This is a genomic window from Pseudomonas sp. PS02303, from assembly GCF_029959925.1.
GTDB classification, from domain to species: Bacteria; Pseudomonadota; Gammaproteobacteria; order Pseudomonadales; family Pseudomonadaceae; genus Aquipseudomonas; species Aquipseudomonas mandelii.
On sequence record NZ_JASCOM010000114.1, the window covers coordinates 1 to 19,302 of the forward strand.

At 57.9% G+C, this 19,302-nt stretch carries 17 protein-coding genes and 1 tRNA gene; 6 read left to right on the forward strand and 12 right to left on the reverse strand.

Annotated elements, in window-relative coordinates; all coding sequences use genetic code 11:
• Window positions 1–75: 75 nt before the first annotated feature.
• Window positions 76–771 carry an HAD-IA family hydrolase gene (locus tag QMX98_RS21505; protein ID WP_010456572.1) on the reverse strand — a complete coding sequence of 232 codons (696 nt, stop codon included), beginning with the start codon at window positions 769–771 and terminating at the stop codon, window positions 76–78.
• A gap of 252 nt (window positions 772–1,023) precedes the next feature.
• Between QMX98_RS21505 and QMX98_RS21510 the strand changes: the two genes are divergently transcribed.
• Complete coding sequence (locus QMX98_RS21510) at window positions 1,024–5,880, forward strand: RHS repeat-associated core domain-containing protein (RefSeq protein WP_282411352.1); 4,857 nt, start codon at window positions 1,024–1,026, stop codon at window positions 5,878–5,880.
• A gap of 2 nt (window positions 5,881–5,882) precedes the next feature.
• Window positions 5,883–6,278, forward strand: a complete 396-nt coding sequence (locus tag QMX98_RS21515) for a hypothetical protein (RefSeq protein WP_049870748.1) — start codon at window positions 5,883–5,885, stop codon at window positions 6,276–6,278.
• A gap of 57 nt (window positions 6,279–6,335) precedes the next feature.
• Here QMX98_RS21515 and QMX98_RS21520 read toward each other — a convergent pair whose 3' ends face one another.
• From QMX98_RS21520 to QMX98_RS21555, 8 genes are all read right to left on the reverse strand, one after another.
• A complete protein-coding gene (locus QMX98_RS21520) occupies window positions 6,336–6,545 on the reverse strand; it encodes a hypothetical protein (RefSeq protein ID WP_042932678.1) in 210 nt (69 codons plus the stop codon).
• An 878-nt stretch (window positions 6,546–7,423) separates the two neighbouring features.
• The gene (locus tag QMX98_RS21525; RefSeq protein WP_282411353.1) at window positions 7,424–7,636 is read right to left on the reverse strand and encodes a hypothetical protein; all 213 of its coding nucleotides are present in this window, start codon (window positions 7,634–7,636) and stop codon (window positions 7,424–7,426) included.
• Window positions 7,637–7,742: 106 nt separating this feature from the next.
• The gene (locus QMX98_RS21530) at window positions 7,743–7,925 is read right to left on the reverse strand and encodes a hypothetical protein (RefSeq protein WP_010456579.1); all 183 of its coding nucleotides are present in this window, start codon (window positions 7,923–7,925) and stop codon (window positions 7,743–7,745) included.
• 127 nt (window positions 7,926–8,052) lie between these two features.
• On the reverse strand, window positions 8,053–8,481 hold the full coding sequence (locus QMX98_RS21535) for a glycine zipper domain-containing protein (RefSeq protein ID WP_010456581.1): 429 nt from the start codon (window positions 8,479–8,481) through the stop codon (window positions 8,053–8,055).
• Window positions 8,482–8,674: 193 nt separating this feature from the next.
• Window positions 8,675–9,046 (reverse strand): hypothetical protein, encoded by a 372-nt coding sequence (locus QMX98_RS21540; protein ID WP_010456583.1) that lies wholly within the window; start codon window positions 9,044–9,046, stop codon window positions 8,675–8,677.
• Window positions 9,047–9,371: 325 nt separating this feature from the next.
• A complete protein-coding gene (locus tag QMX98_RS21545; RefSeq protein WP_010456584.1) occupies window positions 9,372–9,557 on the reverse strand; it encodes a hypothetical protein in 186 nt (61 codons plus the stop codon).
• A 187-nt stretch (window positions 9,558–9,744) separates the two neighbouring features.
• Window positions 9,745–10,065 carry a YbjQ family protein gene (locus QMX98_RS21550; RefSeq protein WP_083376046.1) on the reverse strand — a complete coding sequence of 107 codons (321 nt, stop codon included), beginning with the start codon at window positions 10,063–10,065 and terminating at the stop codon, window positions 9,745–9,747.
• Window positions 10,066–10,394: 329 nt separating this feature from the next.
• Window positions 10,395–10,484, reverse strand: a tRNA-Ser gene (locus QMX98_RS21555).
• A gap of 307 nt (window positions 10,485–10,791) precedes the next feature.
• On the opposite strand from QMX98_RS21555, the gene QMX98_RS21560 reads away from it, so the two are divergent.
• The 3 genes from QMX98_RS21560 to QMX98_RS21570 all read left to right on the forward strand — a co-directional run bounded on the left by QMX98_RS21560 (window position 10,792) and on the right by QMX98_RS21570 (window position 13,551).
• Window positions 10,792–11,481: a crotonase/enoyl-CoA hydratase family protein gene (locus tag QMX98_RS21560; RefSeq protein ID WP_010456588.1), complete on the forward strand. Its 690-nt coding sequence runs from the start codon at window positions 10,792–10,794 to the stop codon at window positions 11,479–11,481.
• Between the two features lie 214 nt (window positions 11,482–11,695).
• Window positions 11,696–12,418, forward strand: coding sequence for a 1-acylglycerol-3-phosphate O-acyltransferase (locus tag QMX98_RS21565; protein WP_010456590.1), 723 nt, complete (start codon window positions 11,696–11,698; stop codon window positions 12,416–12,418).
• Window positions 12,419–12,579: 161 nt separating this feature from the next.
• On the forward strand, window positions 12,580–13,551 hold the full coding sequence (locus tag QMX98_RS21570) for a magnesium and cobalt transport protein CorA (protein ID WP_145305861.1): 972 nt from the start codon (window positions 12,580–12,582) through the stop codon (window positions 13,549–13,551).
• Between the two features lie 54 nt (window positions 13,552–13,605).
• Here the strand turns inward: QMX98_RS21570 and QMX98_RS21575 are convergent, their stop codons facing one another.
• From QMX98_RS21575 to QMX98_RS21585, 3 genes are all read right to left on the reverse strand, one after another.
• Window positions 13,606–14,334, reverse strand: a complete 729-nt coding sequence (locus QMX98_RS21575; RefSeq protein ID WP_010456594.1) for an amidotransferase — start codon at window positions 14,332–14,334, stop codon at window positions 13,606–13,608.
• Between the two features lie 95 nt (window positions 14,335–14,429).
• Window positions 14,430–16,574, reverse strand: a complete 2,145-nt coding sequence (locus QMX98_RS21580; protein WP_282411354.1) for a 3-hydroxyacyl-CoA dehydrogenase NAD-binding domain-containing protein — start codon at window positions 16,572–16,574, stop codon at window positions 14,430–14,432.
• A gap of 25 nt (window positions 16,575–16,599) precedes the next feature.
• On the reverse strand, window positions 16,600–17,805 hold the full coding sequence (locus QMX98_RS21585) for an acetyl-CoA C-acetyltransferase (protein ID WP_010456599.1): 1,206 nt from the start codon (window positions 17,803–17,805) through the stop codon (window positions 16,600–16,602).
• 598 nt (window positions 17,806–18,403) lie between these two features.
• Here QMX98_RS21585 and QMX98_RS21590 point away from each other — a divergent pair.
• The gene (locus QMX98_RS21590; protein WP_282411355.1) at window positions 18,404–19,225 is read left to right on the forward strand and encodes a cytochrome c; all 822 of its coding nucleotides are present in this window, start codon (window positions 18,404–18,406) and stop codon (window positions 19,223–19,225) included.
• Window positions 19,226–19,302 lie beyond the last annotated feature (77 nt).

Consider the following 19,302-nt stretch of genomic DNA (forward strand, 5'->3'; position numbering starts at 1 on the left):
GACGGTGCGTCAGGCGACATTGATGTCGTCTGACCTTCCGCTTTCGCGAGCAGGCTCGCCCCCACACTTTTTACTTCAAGCCCATTCGAGGGCTGGCAAACCACAAGCACTCGGCTTGAACGCCTTCAACGAACGAAGAATGCCATCGGCATGCGCATACTTTTCGTCAGCCATCGCCGCGTCGGGAATCGCAATCGCCGTCATCCCCGCCGCTTTCGCCGCCGTGACACCGAACGGCGAGTCTTCGAACACCAGGCAGTCTTCGGGCGCAACGCCCAGGCGCCGCGCCGCCGTGAGGAAGATGTCCGGCGCCGGTTTGGCCGCGCCCACTTCAGGGTCATCGGCCGTCACGACAAAGTCGAACAGCGCAAACCAATCGCGGTGCAAGGTGGTTTTCTGGCCGAACGACTGACGCGAAGAACTGGTGCCGACCGCGATCGGAATGTTGTTGGCTTTCAAGTGCCTGACCAATTCCTCGGCGCCAGGCATCGCCAGCGCTTGCGGAAAACGCTCGCGCATCAGCGGTTCGCGGATCACCAGAAACTCTTCGGCGGTGATCGGCAAGTCCAGAGCCTCGACCACGTACCGCGCCAGATCACCTGCGCCACGGCCGATGATGTTCTGTTTGATGCTCCAGTCGAAGACCCGTCCGTAGCGCTCGGCAATCATGGACGTGACCTCGGTATAAATGCCCTCGGTGTCCAGCAGCAAGCCGTCCATATCAAAAATCACGGCCTTGATCGGGCCGTATTCATTCAGCGGTGCATTCATCGCATCTGATCCGTTTTCTAATGACATCCCAGAGGCGGCTCAGGTGCGGCCGGGTCCGTGATCGATTAAAGGATTCAGCAGCATAGCGAGCGCGGCGGCCATCGAGCAACGGGCAATCCCTGACAGATACAAAAAGTGCTCGTCGTCATTTAGCGATTTTCCCTACATAAAACGCCTCCTTTCCCGACTTCTTTACCCGTTGATCCCAAGCAAAGTCCCGCGCTCAAACTTGATCTGCGCGAGGGACTGCGAATGTTCGTACCTGACAAGGTACTGGCCTTGAATAACGCCATCGGCCTGCTGGTGGTTGCCGCCATGGACCCCGAGCGGCCGGATGTCGAAGCGCTGTTCGCTGACTTCCGGCTTTGCCTCAATGACTACGACGCCTGGGCCGAAAGTTTCTGGACCGGCAAGGCGCTGGATATCGAGCAGGTGTTCAAGGTGGGGCACGACGTTCGCCTGGTCGCGCCGAAAAACTCCACCACCCCTGTCAGCTCGACCGTCGCCGCATGCCCGGCAGCGGGTCCCCTGACCCTCGTGCACATGTTCGACGCTGCGCGGTTCGTGCCGATCGGCAACACCCCGGTGATGCTTGAGCCTTTGAACACTGACGGTACGTTCGGCAAGCCGGTTTATGACGAGATCGGCCCTAGCGGCATCCTCGAAATCCGCGAGTGCGAACGCAGCCTGCGTTATCGCATCACCTTCTTCCCGAATGTTTCCGCTGAGCATGTCAAAGCGCTTTATGCCTCCTATCAAGGCGTCATCAGCGGTCTGGAAGGCTGGCTGCGTAACGAGTGGACGACCGAATTCGAACCCTCATGGGCCGAGTTCGCCGAGGCCGGTTTCATCAAGCGTTACGGCCAGCTGCAACAGGCCGACTGGCGCGGTTTCGAGAATTCGCTGAACGGGTTGTGGGATGACGTGAAGCAGATCTACGCGCTGATCGCGGACCTGCAAGCCAACAGTGAAAAACTCCTTGAATACCTGACCGAAACCGAACTTGAAACGCTGCTGGAGGCTTCAGCGGAATCCATCGCCAACCTGTTGCTGGTGTTGAGTGATGAGCCGCTGATGTTCATTCATCTGGCGGCGATCACCAGTTGGCTGAGGATGTTGCCGCCGCAGTTCATCGCCGAAGTTGTGGCAGAGATTCGCACAGGCATATTGATCGGCTTCCTGCTGGCGCGCTTCACAGGCCCTGCCGGGTTGAAGCTCGGCATCAGCGCCAAGGTGCTGGACAAGGTCAAATCCGAGCGCGCGCGCAAATGGCTGGCTGCCGCGAGCCTGAGGTTGGCCGAGCTCGGCACCCAGTCCGACCTGACGACCCACGCGGGCGTACTCAAACCCCTTGCGGTCAATGTCCGAAATGCTCCGCTAAACCCCGCACCCACCGTGCCGTTGCAGATCAACCTGGGCACTGCGCCGGTTTTGACAGTGCAGAATCCAGTCGCCATCGCTCGCGACAAATCCGCAGCCATGACCCGATTGGGTCGGCAGGAGCACCGTGACGACGTTCCCGATCAAGCGAAAAATCCCAACGGCGATAGTGCCGATTGCGGGCCGCTGACCTGCACCAACGGTTGCCCGGTGTCGATGGTCACCGGCGAAGAATTGCTGACACTGGACGATGGATCGCTTAACGGCTTGCTGCCTTTCGCGTTTACCCGGTTGTACCGAACCAGCGCCGTGGAAATGGATTGCGGGCTGGGTTGGGGCTGGAGTCATTCGCTGGCGCATCGCCTGGAGCTGGACGCAGAACAGGTAGTCTGGACCGACCATGAAAACCGTCGCACGACGTTTCCACTGCCCAGCATTTTGCGTCCGGCGATTCATAACAGCCTGTCCCGCTCGGCCATTTATCTCGGAAACAAACCCGAGGAGCTGATTGTTGCTCTGGCGGGTGAGTCTCCACGGTTCTATCACTTTGAGAATGGTCGCCTGACGTCCATCAGTGATGCCTACAACAACCGGCTGCATATCACCCGCGACCGTCAGGATCGCATTCAACGCGTCGATAACGGCGCGGGACGTTCACTGCTGTTGCGTTACGAGCGCCGGCACATCGTTACGGTCGAGTATCAGTCGTTTCACCCCGCCGACGGGTTGGTGGACGCCTGGCGTACAGAGCAAACGCTGATTGCCTACCGCTACGACGCCCGTCACCGCCTGATCGAAGCGACCAATGCTGCCGGCGAAAGCGAGCGGTACGACTACGACGACCAACACGTGATTCTCCAGCGGCAACTGGCCGGTGGGGCCAGTTTCTTCTGGGAGTGGGAAAGGTCTGGCAAGGCGGCCAGATGTGTCAGGCATTGGGCGACTTTTTCGCAGATGGATACGCGATATGCCTGGGATGACGACGGCGCAGTGCTGGTTAAAAACGCCGATGGCAGCGAAGAAGTTTACGTCCATGACGATAAGGCGCGATTGGTGCGCCGGGTTGAGCCGGATGGCGCAGAGCATCTCAACACCTACGACGACCACGGCCGATTGACAACCGAGCGCAGTCCATCAGGGGCGATCACCCAGTATCGCTACGACGAGATCGGGCGGCTGATCGCGCTGATTCCACCGGAAGACGAGCCGACGTCGTATGAGTATCGCCACGGTTTTCTACATGCGCGATATCGCGGTAAAGCGGTGTGGAAATACCGGCGCAATGCTCAGGGGGATGTCACCGAGGCCATCGATCCCGACGGCCACATCACTCACTACCACTACGATGCTCAAGGCCGGCTGCTGTCTATCCGTTACCCGGACACCAGCCGTCATGTGTTCGTGTGGGATGCCATCGGGCAACTGGTCGAAGAGACGTTGCCAGACGGCAGTCAGCGGCGGTTTTCCTACGATGTATCGGGTCGTCAGATTGCCCGTCAGGACGAACATGGTGCCGTCACTCAATACCAATGGGACGCCGTTGGCCGACTGATCCAGACGGTTCTTCCTACAGGCGCCAGCCGCGCCTTCAGTTACAACGCCTACGGCAAAATCACCGCCGAACGCGATGAACTGGGGCGCGTCACCCGTTTTGAATACGACGATGACCTGCATCTGGTCAGCCGCCGAATCAATCCCGACGGCACGCAGCTGCGTTATCGCTACGACAACGCCCGGCTGCTCCTGACAGATATCGAAAACGAATCCGGCGAACGCTATCGACTGGACTACACGCCCGGCGGACTGATCCGACAGGAAACCGGCTTTGACGGCCGTCGCACAGCGTATGCCTACGACCTCAACGGCCATCTGCTGGAAAAAACCGAATTCGGTGATGACGGCTCGCAGCTGTTTACGAGTTACCAACGGGATACGGCCGGACGCCTGCTGGTCAAAAACCTGCCCGATGGCGTCAACGTCGAATATCGCTATGACAGCCTCGGCCGATTGGTCAGCGTCGATGACGGCCACGACCATCCGCTGGAGTTCGCGTACGACAAGCAAAACCGCCTGATCACCGAACATCAAGGTTGGGGCACGCTGCGCTACGGCTACGACGCTTGCGGCAAGCTCAACCATCTGCGTCTGCCGGACAACAGCCAACTCGACTATCACCACGCCAAGGGCGGTGCGCTGACAGCCATCGACCTTAACGGCACACGACTTACAAGCCACACGTATAAAGCCGACCGCGAACTGCAACGTCAGCAAGGCATGTTGTCGAGCCGGTACGACTACGACGAACAGGGTCGCCTGAAAGCTCACGCTATCAGCCAACCCCAGCATCCGCTGTATCGGCGCGACTATACCTACAGCGCCAACGGCAATCTCGAACACATCGCCGACACCCGTCATGGCCAACGCAGCTATCAATACGATCCGCTTGACCGCCTGATCCGCGTCCGCCACTCCCGCGACCAGCAGCCCGAAAGTTTCGCCCATGACCCCGCCGGCAACCTGTTGATGCAGGACCGGCCAGGCCCAGCCACCCTCAAAGGCAATCGCCTGCTGATGCAGGGCGATCGCCATTTCGACTACGACGCCTTCGGCAACCTGATCCGCGAGCGCCGCGGCGCCGCCCAAAAACTCGTCACCGAGTACCGCTACGACTGCCAGCATCGACTAATCGGCGTCACCCTGCCGAACGGCAACACCGCCAGCTACCGCTACGACGCCTTCGGCCGCCGCATCAGCAAAACCGTCGACGGACATACCACCGAGTACTTCTGGCAGGGCGACAACCTCGTCGCCGAAAGTGGCCGCGAGCATTACCGCAGCTATGTCTACGAACCCGGCACCTTCCGCCCGCTGGCCATGCTCGACGGCAAAGGCCCGCACCAGGCCTGCCCGTTCTACTACCAACTCGACCACCTCGGCACACCACAAGAACTCACCGACTACAGCGGCGACATTATCTGGGCCGCCCAATACACAGCCTATGGCCGCCTGACACGCCTGAACCGCGATACCCATCAGGTTCTGGATCAGCCATTGAGGTTCCAGGGGCAGTATTACGATGCGGAGACGGGACTGCATTACAACCGGCACCGGTACTACAACCCGGATCTGGGACGGTATCTGACGCCGGATCCGAGTAAGTTGGCGGGTGGGTTAAACGGATATCAGTACACTCGAAACCCGACGGGGTGGGTTGATCCGTTGGGGTTGAATGATTGTCCTGGAGGGGACGGGTGCAAGAGGCCTTCGTTTGGGGATGAGGATCCGGCGGGGAAGGTGAAGGTTGATGAGGGGGAGCCCGGCGTTCCATCGCCTAAACCAAAAAAACGTTATTTGTATCGCGGAGATTCACGGGAATCGTGGGAGATATTTGAAGCCGGCTTTGAGCCTTTGGGAGACAGCATGGACCTTTACTTACACGCATTGGACAACCGAAGCCCTCCCAGTTTTTTTGTCAGCACCTCAACTTCGGAAAAGGAAGCTATAAAATTTGCAACGGGTTATGGATATGAAGACGGGTTCGTCTATGTAATAAAAAACATTCGTGGGATAGATGTGAATAAAAAACTTGGCATAATTTCGCCTCATAGAGGTGAGGTTGAAATAGCTTTGCCTGGCGGAGTAGACAGTCGAGACATTCTAGGTGTCACCCCCGTCAATGCCGATGGCAGCTATAAGGGCTACTCAACCCCTAACCCACGCAGGAAGTGATCGTGAGCAAATCAATAGAAATATTCATAAACACCTGCGGAGTCACCGAGAAAGTTTTAATCGAATGCGACCGAAGAAATTTGACGTTAGTTTTCACAATGAAAAATGGATTAAGAAAAACATACACAGCTCACGATCTTTATGAATGTTTTGGCCTTCTACGAGCCGATTTTCCAGAGATAAAATTTCTATGCAAAGGCGCTAAACTCAACGTTCATCCCTCGCGCATGGCATCACAAATGGCAGGTGGCATAGTGGCGTACGAACTTCATATGGGACTGCCAACTGTAGCTGAGGACGTGGTTAATATCTTCGCCTTCGAAGAACAAGACATCACAACTGACATTCAGCAACAAAGGGATTTCTACAAGCGTTGGCTCGCATCGATCGTGCACTAGCAGGGGCCTGGCAGCAGTCACTTTTAATAGTGCCGCTCAATCGACGAATGATTTTTTTCAAATTGGCTCACCGGACGCATCGTCACCGGCAATATCCGGGTCTTCAGGGGTGGCTTCAACGTCGCCACGTTTCACGTCATCAGTGGGCAATTGCTCTTCCGCAGTGTTGTCGTCCGGCGGACGTTGATCGCGACTCAAGGAATCGGTGGGCCAAGGCAGCGGGTATTCAGGGGTGTCGTCATCGTCGACTTTCAGATCAGCATTTATAAAGCACCTCTCGAAGGGCCTGAAAAACAGGCCCTGAAATTTCGAGAGCTGGGCAATGCTTGCGTTCGATCAGTGAGACGATCGGTCGATAGCACATCAACGCCGGTCAATCCTCGTCTTCTTCATCTTCTTCGACTCGACGTTTCCCTCATCCCAGCGTCATCGAAGTCGTTGAGCGGGACCGTTGCTTCATCCATCAACGATCCCGGATCTTCGTTGCCGGGGTCATTGATGAACGGAAGCCCACTCGGGCTAAGGCGACAGATTTATTTATGCCGGATGGCAGCTACAAGGGCTACTCAACTCCCAACCCACGCAGGAAGTGATCGCGAACAAAACAATAGAAATATCCGTAAACTCCTGCGGAGTCACCGAGAAAGGAACCTGGATTAACCGCCGGAACCACTCGTCCCCCCACCAGCACCACCCGTCCCTCCTCCCGCACTTCCCGAACTCCCACCACTCCCACCACCGCTCATCCCTGAACCACCAGAGCTACCGGATCCTCCAGACCCACTCCCAGAACCACTCCCCATCGAACTTCCACCACTCATCGACCCGCTTCCCGCTCCCGGGCTGGTGCTACTTCCGCTCGCATCACCCGCATTCCCACCACCAATGGAGCCAGGCGGCAACGCCTTCCCGTCTCCAGAACCCGCGTTCATTTCAGTAGACGGCGGCATCCCGCCCTTATCGACCGGAGCATCGTTGCCGGAAGACTGAGCAAACGCCGCCATTGAACTGATCGACAACACGCTGCTCACCGTCAGGACCATCAATGTTGACCTGATCATGGTGCATCTCCTCTAAAAAGGTGCGTACCTGATTTCTGGCAGCATTGGCTTTTTAAAGGTGCCGCTCAATCGACGAATGGCTTTTCAGCTGGGCTCACCGGAGCCATCGTTACCGGCAATATCCGGGTCTTCGGGGGTGGCCTCAACATCGCCACGCTTCACATCATCAGTCGGCACCTGCTCAACCGCAGTGTCGTCGTCCGGCGGACGTTGATCGCGACTCAGGGAATCGGTGGGCGAAGGCAGCAGGTATTCAGGGGTGTCGTCGTCATCGTCGACTTTCGGATCAGCATTCATAAAGCACCTCTCGAAGGGCCTGAAAAGCAGGCCCTGAAATTTCGAGGGCTGGACAATGCTTGCGTTCGATCAGTGAGACGATCGGTCGATAGCACATCAACGCCGGTCAATCGTCGTCTTCTTCCTCTTCTTCGTACTCGACGTTTCCCACATCCCCAGCGTCATCGGAGTCGTTGAGCGGGACCGTTGCATCATCCATCAAAGAACCCGGATCTTCGTTGCCGGGGTCATTGATGAACGGAAGCCCACTTGGGCCTTTTTCTTCCTTGCCTTCGGTTTCAGGAGTCATGGCAGTCCTCGCGACGTTGGGGGTGTATGACGTTCGAGGCGGCTTGCGACCAAACGTTCCGGGGACTACCAGGCAGATACGAAAAAACCCGGCCTGGGCCGGGTTTCTGATATCACTCGATGTCGAATCAGTGATGTTTATTCTTGTGCTTGTTTTTGTGCTTATTCTTATGACCGCCTCCGGAATGGGAGCCGCCGTTGTCGTTGCCAAGGTTGTTGCCGACCGCACCACCCGCTGCGCCACCCAGGCCTGCGCCAATGGTCGAACCGGTAGAACCGCCGAGGCTATTGCCGATCACGGAGCCGCCTGCCGAGCCTAATCCACCACCAATTGCGGCCTCTGTGCGACTGCCCTTGTTCGCGCCAACAGCGCTGCCCGCAGCACCGCCAACGCCGGCGCCAATCGCTGCGCCTGTGCTGCCGCCCATTTGCTGACCCACTACGTTACCCAGTGCGCCGCCAAGACCGCCACCAACTGCAGCAGTGCCATCACCGGCAGCCATTGCACCTTGAGCGACCAAAAGTCCCAGAAACAACGTGGACAATGTCAAACGCATGATATGAACCTCAAATTCCGCATCGGGGGTAAGAGTACGCATTGCGGATGGGCGTGAGTCTAGCACCTGCACTCACTGAATCCGGCCAGCGATGGAGGTTGGACATCTGCAAATTCAAAGTCTGTGAAAAACGAAACATCCAGATACGAAAAGCCCGGCATTTAGCCGGGCTTTTCGAGGTTATCGCTCAGGATCAGTGACGCTTGTGACCTTTGGCCAGATTGCTGCCCACGCCGCCGCCCAATGCGCCGCCCAAGCCTGCACCAATGGTCGAACCAGTCTTGCCGCCCAGGCTGTTACCGATCACCGAACCACCGGCCGCACCGACGCCGCCACCAATGGCCGCTTTGGTGCGGCTGCCTTTACGTGCTGCCACGGCACTGCCGGCTGCGCCCGCAACACCCGCGCCGATTGCCGCGCCGGTGCTGCCACCCATGCTCTGGCCGACTACGTTACCCAACGCACCACCCAGACCACCACCGATCGCAGCAGTGCCATCACCGGCAGCCATCGCACCTTGAGTCACCAGAAGTCCCAGAACCAGAGCAGGCAGTGTTAAACGCATGACGAAAAACCTCAAAAATAGGGAATACCGAAAAGCCGGGGATTGAATGCTTTCGAGGAGGAAACGTCCACACAAAACCGCCGCTCCTCGCAATTGGCGACGTTTGGACAGCTTTTATGGAAAAGGTTTTATGACAGGCAAAAAAAAGCCCGCTGGGGAACGGGCTAGGGTACTGCTTTCTAACGGATGAGCTGAGACTACGTACTTGGGTGTGAAAACTTTGTGAAAAAACATCAACAGAAAATTCTCGCTTGTCGGTCGACCTGTCGAGCCCCTCTAAAAATAAAAAAACCCCACTCATTGGCGGGGTTTGTCCGGTTGATCATTACTTCCTGGATGTCACTCGTTTTGGCAAAAACTTCGACCTGAGCACCTTGGTCGCCGCGGATCTGACTTTGCTGGTCTCGACCTGATCTTCACCGAAGCTCGCCACATACTCCGTCTGGCCACACTGCACGCAATTGTTGATTGGAAATTCTGCCCCGTCGTCTTCGATATACGGATCAGTCATAGCGCTTCCCCTCTCAAAGCGGGATCGATACCGGCAAGCCCTATTGCCTGAAAAATATCGACCACCAAGGCTTTTGAGACTAGCCGGTCATTACCGGACTTGTAGTTCAGATCTCCGCATGCCCGACGAATGGACCCCGCCGTTTCCTACAAAATCGGCTGGCGATCAAACAGATTCATTCCGTCACTCACCTCAGCTTGACTGCCGTCCCGGTCACAAACACCACGACCATCCCACCCTTGCCGGCCGGCATGCTGATCTCAAAATCGAGCCCCACCACCGCATCCGCCTGAAGCGCCCGCGCCCGCTCCTTGATCTCCTCGGTCGCCTGAATCCGCGCTTCCTTCAACGCCCGCTCCAGCGTCTGGGAACGGCCACCGAAAAAATCCCGCATGCCGGCGAACACGTCGCGGATAACGTTGACGCCCTGCACCGACTCGGCGCTGACGATGTCCAGATAGGCGGTGATTTGGCGGCCTTCGATGGCGTGGGTTGTGGTGGTGATCATGGGGATTCCTTCTTCATAGAGGCGCGCATTATTCCTCTGCGGCCAATCGTTGAAAACAAAAAGCCCAGCAACGGCTGGGCTTCGATAATCAGGTATCACAGTTCTTCAGGCATATTTACAGAGTCAAAGAAGCTTGCCGTCGGAAGCCCCCATCCGCTTGGCGCTCCTGCGTTACTTCCCACACGCCTTTCACTATTCCTACACCATTTTCAGAAGCGACTTCGCTTATTCGCTTGAGCCAACAACGGTGCCATGATTCAAATACTAACGCCAGAAACCACAAAACCCCTGATTTCTCTCGAAATCAGGGGTTCTGGTTACATCGAATTTGGCGGTGAAGGAGAGATTCGAACTCTCGATACAATTTCTTGTATACACACTTTCCAGGCGTGCTCCTTAAGCCACTCGGACACTTCACCGTATCTCTTCAAACATGTTCTGTCTGTCGAGGCGCGCTAATGTAGTCGAAAGCTTTTCTGATGGCAAACTTTTTTTGCAGAATTTTCATGCGCTTAGCGTTTCAGTCGTTCCTGTCGGTTCCGGGCGATGGCAAACCTGCCAATCTCCGGCTTCGCGCCCTCTTCTATAAGCAGAGGAATGCACGGCGGGAGTGGCGAGCTACGCTTGCCCGGCGGGGAAAGGGTGACTGGCGGGTCAGTCACGGCGCTTTACCTGGCCTGCGGCGGTGGGTAACGTCTGCCCAACTTTCATACAAGGAATAGCGTCATGAGTGAGTTGATTTCCTACCACCTCGAAGACGGTATCGCGACCCTGACTTTGAGCAATGGCAAGGTCAATGCCATTTCCCCGGACGTGATTGCTGCGTTTAATGCTGCGCTGGATCAGGCGGTGACTGATCGTGCAGTGGTGATCATTACCGGTACGCCGGGGATTCTGTCCGGCGGTTATGACTTGAAGGTGATGACGTCCGGCCCGAAAGAAGCGGTCGCGCTGGTGACGGCCGGCTCGACGCTGGCCCGTCGTCTGTTGTCGCATCCATTCCCGGTGATTGTGGCGTGCCCTGGGCATGCGGTGGCCAAGGGCGCGTTCCTGCTGTTGTCGGCGGACTACCGCATTGGTGTCGACGGCCCGTTCAGCATTGGCCTGAACGAAGTGCAGATCGGCATGACCATGCACCATGCCGGTATCGAGATCGCGCGTGATCGTCTGCGCAAGTCGGCGTTCCACCGCTCCGTCATCAACGGTGAGATGTTTAATCCACAGAGCGCCGTGGATGCCGGCTTCCTCGACCTGGTGGTGTCGGCCGAAGAGCTGCAAAGTGCTGCGCTGGCGGCGGCGCGTCAGTTGAAGAAGATCAACATGACCGCGCACAAGAACACCAAGCTGAAAGTGCGCAAGGCGCTGCTGGATACGCTGGACAACGCGATCATCCTGGATCAGGAACACATGGGTTAAGCCCGGACAGTCTGCACAGAAAAGCCCGACCGTCGTGTCGGGCTTTTTCATACGCACGCTGTTGAAAAATCAACAACCGCTCTAGCACGCGTCTGACCCTCAAGTCGGAAACATGCGCACAAACATCGCCTATCTCCTTCCTCTATAGCGGCAATTGCCGAAAACAGTGCACATCCGTACACTGCGCCACCTTTTGTCCCGGTGGGGCCTGTAAATGCTGTTTGCGTTTCGTATGTTATTGATGGGCCTGCACTTTATTTTGGCCGGTGTGCTTGGGGTGATTCTGGGCCTGTGCCGCCCGTTCAACCCGGACAACAGCCGGTTGTGCGCGCGCCTGTATGCGTGGCCGGCGATGTGTATTTTGCGTTTGCGGGTGAAGGCCGATGTCGGGCCGTTGATGGATAAGCCCGACAGCTGCGTGATCATCGCCAACCACCAGTCCAACTACGATCTGTTTGTGTTCGGCAACGTGGTGCCCCGCCGCACCGTATGCATCGGCAAAAAGAGCCTGAAGTGGGTGCCGCTGTTCGGGCAGTTGTTCTGGCTGGCCGGCAATGTGTTGATCGACCGCGGCAATGCGCACAAGGCGCGCCAGTCGATGTTGACCACCACGCACACCTTGCAGCATCAAGACACATCGATCTGGGTTTTCCCCGAAGGTACGCGCAACCTCGGGGAAGAGTTGTTGCCGTTCAAGAAAGGCGCGTTCCAGATGGCGATCGCCGCGGGCGTGCCGATCGTGCCGGTGTGTGTCAGCAGTTACGTCAAACACATGCGATTGAACCGCTGGCGCAGTGGGAAAATTCTGATCCGCTCGCTGCCGGCAATTCCTACGGCGGGATTGAGCCTGGATGACATGCCCCGGCTGATGGCACAGTGCCGCGAGCAGATGCGCGAATGCATCGAGTCGATGGACCGGCAACTCCAAGCCGTTTGACAATAAAACCCGCCTAGTGCGGGTTTTTTTCGCCTGTGAACTTCTGCCGGCGAACTCGGCAGATTTCATTGACTCTCAAGCAGCAGACAAGGCTAAGCTGAGCACGGCTCGCCACTGGGTCTTTGTTAATCAAAAGCGCTAATAAGAAGTGAACCAAAATCATGGGTAGAGTTGTTGCTGCTGCGGTTTATAGCGCCGGTAAAAAAGTCACCAATATCACCCTCGACGAAGGCGCGGCCTGGGCAGCAAAGCCTGGCCACTTTGTCTGGATCGGCCTTGAAGAGCCGAACGCGCAGGAACTGACCAACCTGCAACGCCAGTTCAACCTGCACGAGCTGGCCATCGAAGACGCCTTGGAAAAACACAGTCGACCGAAGCTCGAAACCTTCGGCGATGCCTTGTTTATCGTCACGTATTCACCGGTCCGGCATGAAGGCAAACTGGAGTTCATCGAGACTCATATCTTTGCCGGCAACGGTTACATCATTACCGCGCGCAACGGTCATTCGGCGTCCTACGCCCTTGTCCGCCAACGTTGTGAGGCGCGTCCGCTGTTGTTGGAGCACGGGGAAGATTTCGTCCTCTATGCCATCCTCGATTTCGTGATTGAAAACTACCAGCCGGTGGGCGAAGCGATCCATGCCGAGATCGATGAGCTGGAGCGCAATGTGTTGTGCAGCGCGCTGAATGAACATGACATCCAGAAGCTGCACGGCCTGCGCCGGGACGTCTTGCGCTTGCGGCGTTATGCGGCGCCGATGGTGGAGATCGGTGAGGAACTGCAGAAGCTGAGCTTTCCGTTTATCGACAAGAACATGCGCCCGTACTTTCGCGATGTGCAGATTCACGTTACACGGCAGATGGAAGACCTGACGACCCTGGCGGACATTGCCAGCCAGACCATCGAGGTCGGTGTGTTGCTGGAGGCGTCACGGCAGAGCGTTGTGCAGCGCAAGTTTGCGGCGTGGGCGGCGATCCTGGCGTTTCCGACGGCGGTGGCGGGGATTTACGGGATGAACTTCCAGAACATGCCGGAGTTGACCTGGCATTACGGGTATTTTGCGGTGCTGGGGTTTATTGCGGTGGGGTGTGTGAGTTTGTGGGCAAGTTTCAAAAAGTCCGGGTGGCTTTGAAACGCTTGTGTGGCGAGGGCGCCTGCTCCCTCGCCGCACATTCGCTGCAATGTTTTAAACCGCTTTAGCTTCTGGCTTATGCGCCACAAACCGCATCATCCACTCCGCAACGGTCGTGCCGTGATGCTCTTGCTCAAGGCTCGCCACACCTTTCGTATAAACCTGCTGACCCAGTGCCTCCTGTCGAATCTCCAACAGCGCACGGGAATAATCGTGAATGAACTCCGGGTGCCCCTGGAAGCACAGCACCTGATCGTTGATGTGGTACGCGGCGAACGGACAGAAATCGCTCGAGGCGATAACCGTGGCGTTTTCCGGTAGCGACGTCACCTGGTCCTGGTGGCTGATCAACAAGGTCAGTTCTTCACGCACCGGACTCATCCATGGCGCCTTGGCAGCGAGTTTGTATTTGTGAGTGCCGACGCCCCAACCTTGGGTCGCTCGTTCGCTCTTGCCGCCCAGCAGCAGCGCCAACAACTGATGGCCGAAGCACACGCCCAGCAACTTGTCGCCGCGTTCATAACGCTTCAGCAAGTAGGCCCGCAGGGTTTCGATCCACGGATCGGTGCCGAAGGAGTCGGCCTTGCTGCCGGTGACGAGGTAGGCATCGAAGGTCAGATCGTCACTGGGGTACTCGCCCTGCATCACGTTGTACACGGTGAACTCGGCAGCGATGGGTTGCTGCGAAAACAGATTCTGGAACATCTGCCCGTAACCCTGATATTGATCGACCAGTTCCGGACGCAGGATGTCGGTTTCCAGAATGCAGATGCGTAACGACATAAAAAATACCTGACACGTGATGGGAATAATGCACACCCCAGAGCCTGCCTCGAAACACGGTGACAAGGCAAGCCCCGGAAGGCGTCATACGTCCCTTAGAACGCCTCCCCTTTGGCCGCTTTCTCCAGCAATAACGCAGGCGGCGCGAAACGCTCGCCATACTGCTGAGCCAGGTACTGGGCGCGGGCGACGAAGTCTTTCACCCCGTACTGGTTGATGAACTGCAGCGCGCCACCGGTCCAGGCCGCGAAGCCGATACCGAAGATCGAGCCGACGTTGGCGTCCGCCGTCGAGGTCAGCACACCCTCCTCCACACAACGCACGGTTTCGATGGCTTGCACGAACAGCAGGCGATCGCGCACATCCTTTGGCGAAATCTGCCCGTCGGCTTTCTCGAAACGGCTTTTCAGCTCAGGCCACAGATGTTTCTGGCCACCGACCGGGTACTCGTAGAACCCGCCTCCTGCGGCTTTACCGGGCCGTTTGTATTCGTTGAGCAGCAAGTCAATCACGGCGAACGCGGGGTGCTCAATCAGCAGTTTCCCTTCTGCTTGCAGGTCTTTGGCGGTCTGCTGGCGGATATGACTCATGAGGCTGAGGGAAACTTCGTCGGAGATCGCCAGAGGCCCGACAGGCATACCGGCCTTGCGCGCTTCCGTCTCGATCATCGGTGCACTCACGCCTTCGCCGAGCATGGCGATGCCTTCGTTGGTGAAGGTGCCAAACACCCGGGAAGTGAAGAAACCACGGCTGTCGTTGACCACAATCGGCGTCTTCTTGATTTGCAGGACGAAATCGAACCCGCGCGCCAGGGTTTCGTCGCTGGTGTTGGCGCCCTTGATGATTTCCACCAGCGGCATTTTCTCCACCGGGCTGAAGAAATGCAGACCGATGAACTTCGTTTGATCCGGCACGGCGGTGGCCAGGCCGCTGATCGGCAAGGTCGAGGTGTTGGAGGCGATCACTGCGGCCGGGCCGACGACCTTTTGTGCCGCCGAGGAGACTTTGGCTTTCAGCTCGCGATCTTCGAATACCGCTTCAATGATCAGGTCGCAACCGGCCAGGTCGGCATCGTTTTCGGTGGTGCGGATCCGCGCCAGGATCGCCTCTCGCTGTTGCGGGAGCATCTGGGCGCGTGCGACTTTCTTGTCCAGCAGCGCCGCCGAGTGGGCCTTGCCCTTCTCCGCTGCTGCGAGGTTGATGTCCTTGAGCACCACTTCAATGCCGGCCGAAGCGCTGACAAAGGCGATGCCCGCGCCCATCATCCCGGCGCCCAGCACGCCGACTTTTTGCGTGACACAAGGTGCAAACCCCTTGGGCCGCGAGCCGCCGGCGTTGATCTCGTTGAGCTGGAACCAGAAGGTGCCGATCAGGTTTTTCGAAATTTGCCCGGTGGTCAGTTCCGTGAAATAGCGGGTTTCGATCAGGTGCGCGGTGTCGAAATCCACTTGAGCGCCTTCGACAGCGGCACAGAGAATCTTCTCCGGCGCAGGCATGCAGCCCTGGGTTTTGCTGCGCAGGATCGACGGTGCGATGGCGAGCATTTGCGCGACTTTCGGGTTCGACGGCGTGCCGCCGGGTATCTGATAACCCTTCACGTCCCACCGCTGTGCGGCGGCCGGATTGGCAATAATCCAGGCGCGCGCCTTGCTCAGCAATTCATCGCGATCTGCGGCCAGTTCATCGATCAAACCCGCTTGCAAGGCCTGTTGCGGCCGGACTTTCTTGCCTTCGAGCAGGTACGGCAAGGCTTTTTCAATGCCCAGCATGCGCACCATACGGACTACCCCGCCACCGCCCGGCAGCAAGCCAAGGGTGACTTCCGGCAGGCCGAGTTGCACGGATGGATTGTCCAGCGCGACGCGGTGATGGCAGGCGAGGCAGATTTCCCAGCCACCGCCCAACGCCGCGCCATTGATCGCGGCCACCACCGGTTTGCCGAGGGTTTCCAGGGTACGCAACTGGCCTTTGAGCGTCAGGACCATGTCGTAAAAGGCCTTGGCCTCGGGTTTGCCGACCTTGATCAGTTCATTGAGGTCGCCGCCGGCAAAGAAGGTTTTCTTGTCCGAGGTGATGATGACCCCGGCAATGCTGTCCTTTTCGGCCACCAGGCGGGCGACGCAGGCGGCCATGGCCTCGCGATAGACCGCGTTCATGGTGTTGGCGCTCTGGCCCGGCATGTCGATGGTCAGGACGACGATCTGGTCCTGACCTTTTTCGTAACGAATGGCTTCAGTCATGTCACTTGTTCCTTAAGGTCGGGGCTCAGAGGCGTTCGATGATGGTGGCAATGCCCATGCCGCCGCCGACACACAGGGTCGCGAGGCCATAGCGCAGACGCCGGGTTTCCAGTTCATCGAGCAGCGTGCCGAGAATGGCGCAGCCAGTGGCGCCCAGCGGATGGCCCATGGCGATGGAACCGCCGTTGACGTTGACCTTGTCCGGGTCGATGGCCATGTCCTTGATGAATTTCAGTACCACCGAGGCGAAGGCTTCGTTGACCTCGAACAGATCGATGTCTTCAACCCGCAGCCCGGCCTTGGCCAGTGCTTTGCGGGTGGCCGGCGCCGGGCCGGTGAGCATGATGGTCGGGTCGGTGCTGGTGACTGCGGTGGCGACAATCCGCGCCCGAGGCTGCAGACCCAGCGCACGGCCCTTGGCCTCGGAGCCAATCAGCATCAGGGCGGCGCCATCGACGATCCCGGAGCTGTTGCCCGGTGTGTGAACGTGGTTGATCCGCTCCACCTGGCTGTAAACGCGCAGCGCGGTGGCGTCAAAGCCCATCAGCCCCATCATCTCGAAGCTGGGCTTGAGTTTGCCCAGTCCTTCCAGGGTGGATTCGGCGCGGATGAACTCATCGTGATCGAGCAGGATGATGCCGTTCTGATCCTGCACCGGCACCAGTGATTTGTTGAACGAACCGTTGGCCCGCGCCCGCGCTGCCTTTTGCTGGGAATGCAGCGCGTAGGCATCGACGTCCTGGCGGCTGAAACCTTCAATCGTGGCGATCAGGTCGGCACCGACGCCTTGCGGGGTGAAATGGCTGTGCAGATTGGTTTCCGGGTCCAGCGCCCAAGCGCCGCCGTCGCTGCCCATGGGCACACGGGACATGGATTCGACGCCGCCGACCACCACCAGGTCTTCGAAACCGGAACGGACCTTCATCGCACCCAGGTTCACGGCTTCAAGCCCCGAAGCGCAGAAGCGATTGATCTGCACGCCAGACACGCTGACGTCCCAATCGGCGACTTGTGCCGCCGTCTTGGCGATATCGGAGCCCTGATCGCCAATTGGCGTGACGCAACCGAGCACCACATCATCGACCTGGCTGGTGTCCAGCGACGTGCGCTGCTGCAACGCCGTGAGCAACCCGGCCACCAGATTTACTGGTTTGACGCTGTGCAAAGCGCCATCTGCCTTGCCTTTGCCACGGGGCGTGCGTAACGCGTCGAAAATCAAAGCTTGGGTCATGACGTCCTCGAACCTGGGCGGTGAGTAAATACTGAGCTTCCACCTTAGGCCGAGCCGCCATGGATTCAATGACCGCAATGCTCACTGGCGTTGACGGACACGCTCAGACGGACGGTCACTCGGGTGCGGATTAACCGATTAACGTCACCAAGCTGTCTAGCAAACGGGCGCCCAAGAAGCTGGCAATAGGCCTCATTCCTTTTTAAAAGCTTTAAGTAAGCAAACCATACGAAATGGATCTAAACCAAGCGTGACGCGGGCTCTAAGGTGAACATGTACGAAGTTGTCGTCGGGTTTTGCCGAGGCACTCGTCTTACAGGAAGTTCAGCGCTCTGCCGTCATGGAGATATGCAGGCAGGCATCAGGAAATAACAAAAAAGGCGGTCAAGCCATGTTCAAGCATTCGAAAGTACGTCAAGCCGGGCTCATTCTTTTCGCCACTACGCTGTTGTTGATTTTGCCGAACTTGACCAAGGTGATCGGTTAAGCGGTCTTCAAATAATACGGCGCCAGGTTTTTACATCGCCCTCTTAAAAATGTGACTGGCTCGCTACCCGGGCCAGCGTGGGTGTGCCAACCTTTGCGGCACTTGCACGACATGGACGGCGATCATTTGAAAACGCTCATTCTCTTTGGGGCCTTGCTGCTCAGCACGCCCTCGTATGCCGCACAGCTAAGCCTTGAGCTGGGCGCGAGCAGTCGCACCTGGCAGACCGAGGAATTGCTCAAGCATCCTCAGGTCCAGACCATCACTATCAGCGACGACGTTTCCTACAAGCGGGACATGAGTTATCGCGCAGTTCCGTTGGCGGCGTTGTTGACCGGCATCAAGCCTGAAGACCATCTGCAAGCCGTGGCGCTGGACGGATTTGCCGCTGAACTGTCGGCGGCGCCGTTGCTGAACGCCAAGGGCGCGCGCGCGTGGCTGGCGATTGAAGACCCGGCGAAACCGTGGCCGGCGTTATCTGAAGGGAAACCGGGTGCCGGGCCGTTTTATCTGGTGTGGGTCGATCCGCAAGCCGGCAACATCAGCCCGGAGCAATGGCCGTTTCAAGTGGCGAGTATCAAGCGCATGGCGCCCGTGGCCGAGCGCTTTCCTGCGCTGCTGCCGGATCCGGCCTTGAAGGCGGATGATCCGGTGAACAAAGGCTTTGCGCTGTTTCAGAAGAATTGCCTGGCATGTCATCGATTGAACGGTGCAGGGGATGCGCAGTTCGGGCCGGATCTGAATATTCCGTTTAACCCGACCGAGTACTTCGGGGCGGATTTTCTGAAGCGCTACATTCGAGATCCGCAGAGTTTGCGCCAGTGGCCTCAGGCGAAGATGCCGGGTTTTGCGCCGACGGTGTTGCCGGAGGGGGATCTGGAAATGCTGGTGGGGTATTTGAAGCATATGGCTGGGCGCAAAACTAAGCCCTGATCCATTCCCTGTAGGAGCGAGGCTTGACCGCGAAGGCGTAGTGTCAGTCGACATCAATGTGAATGACAGTACGCCTT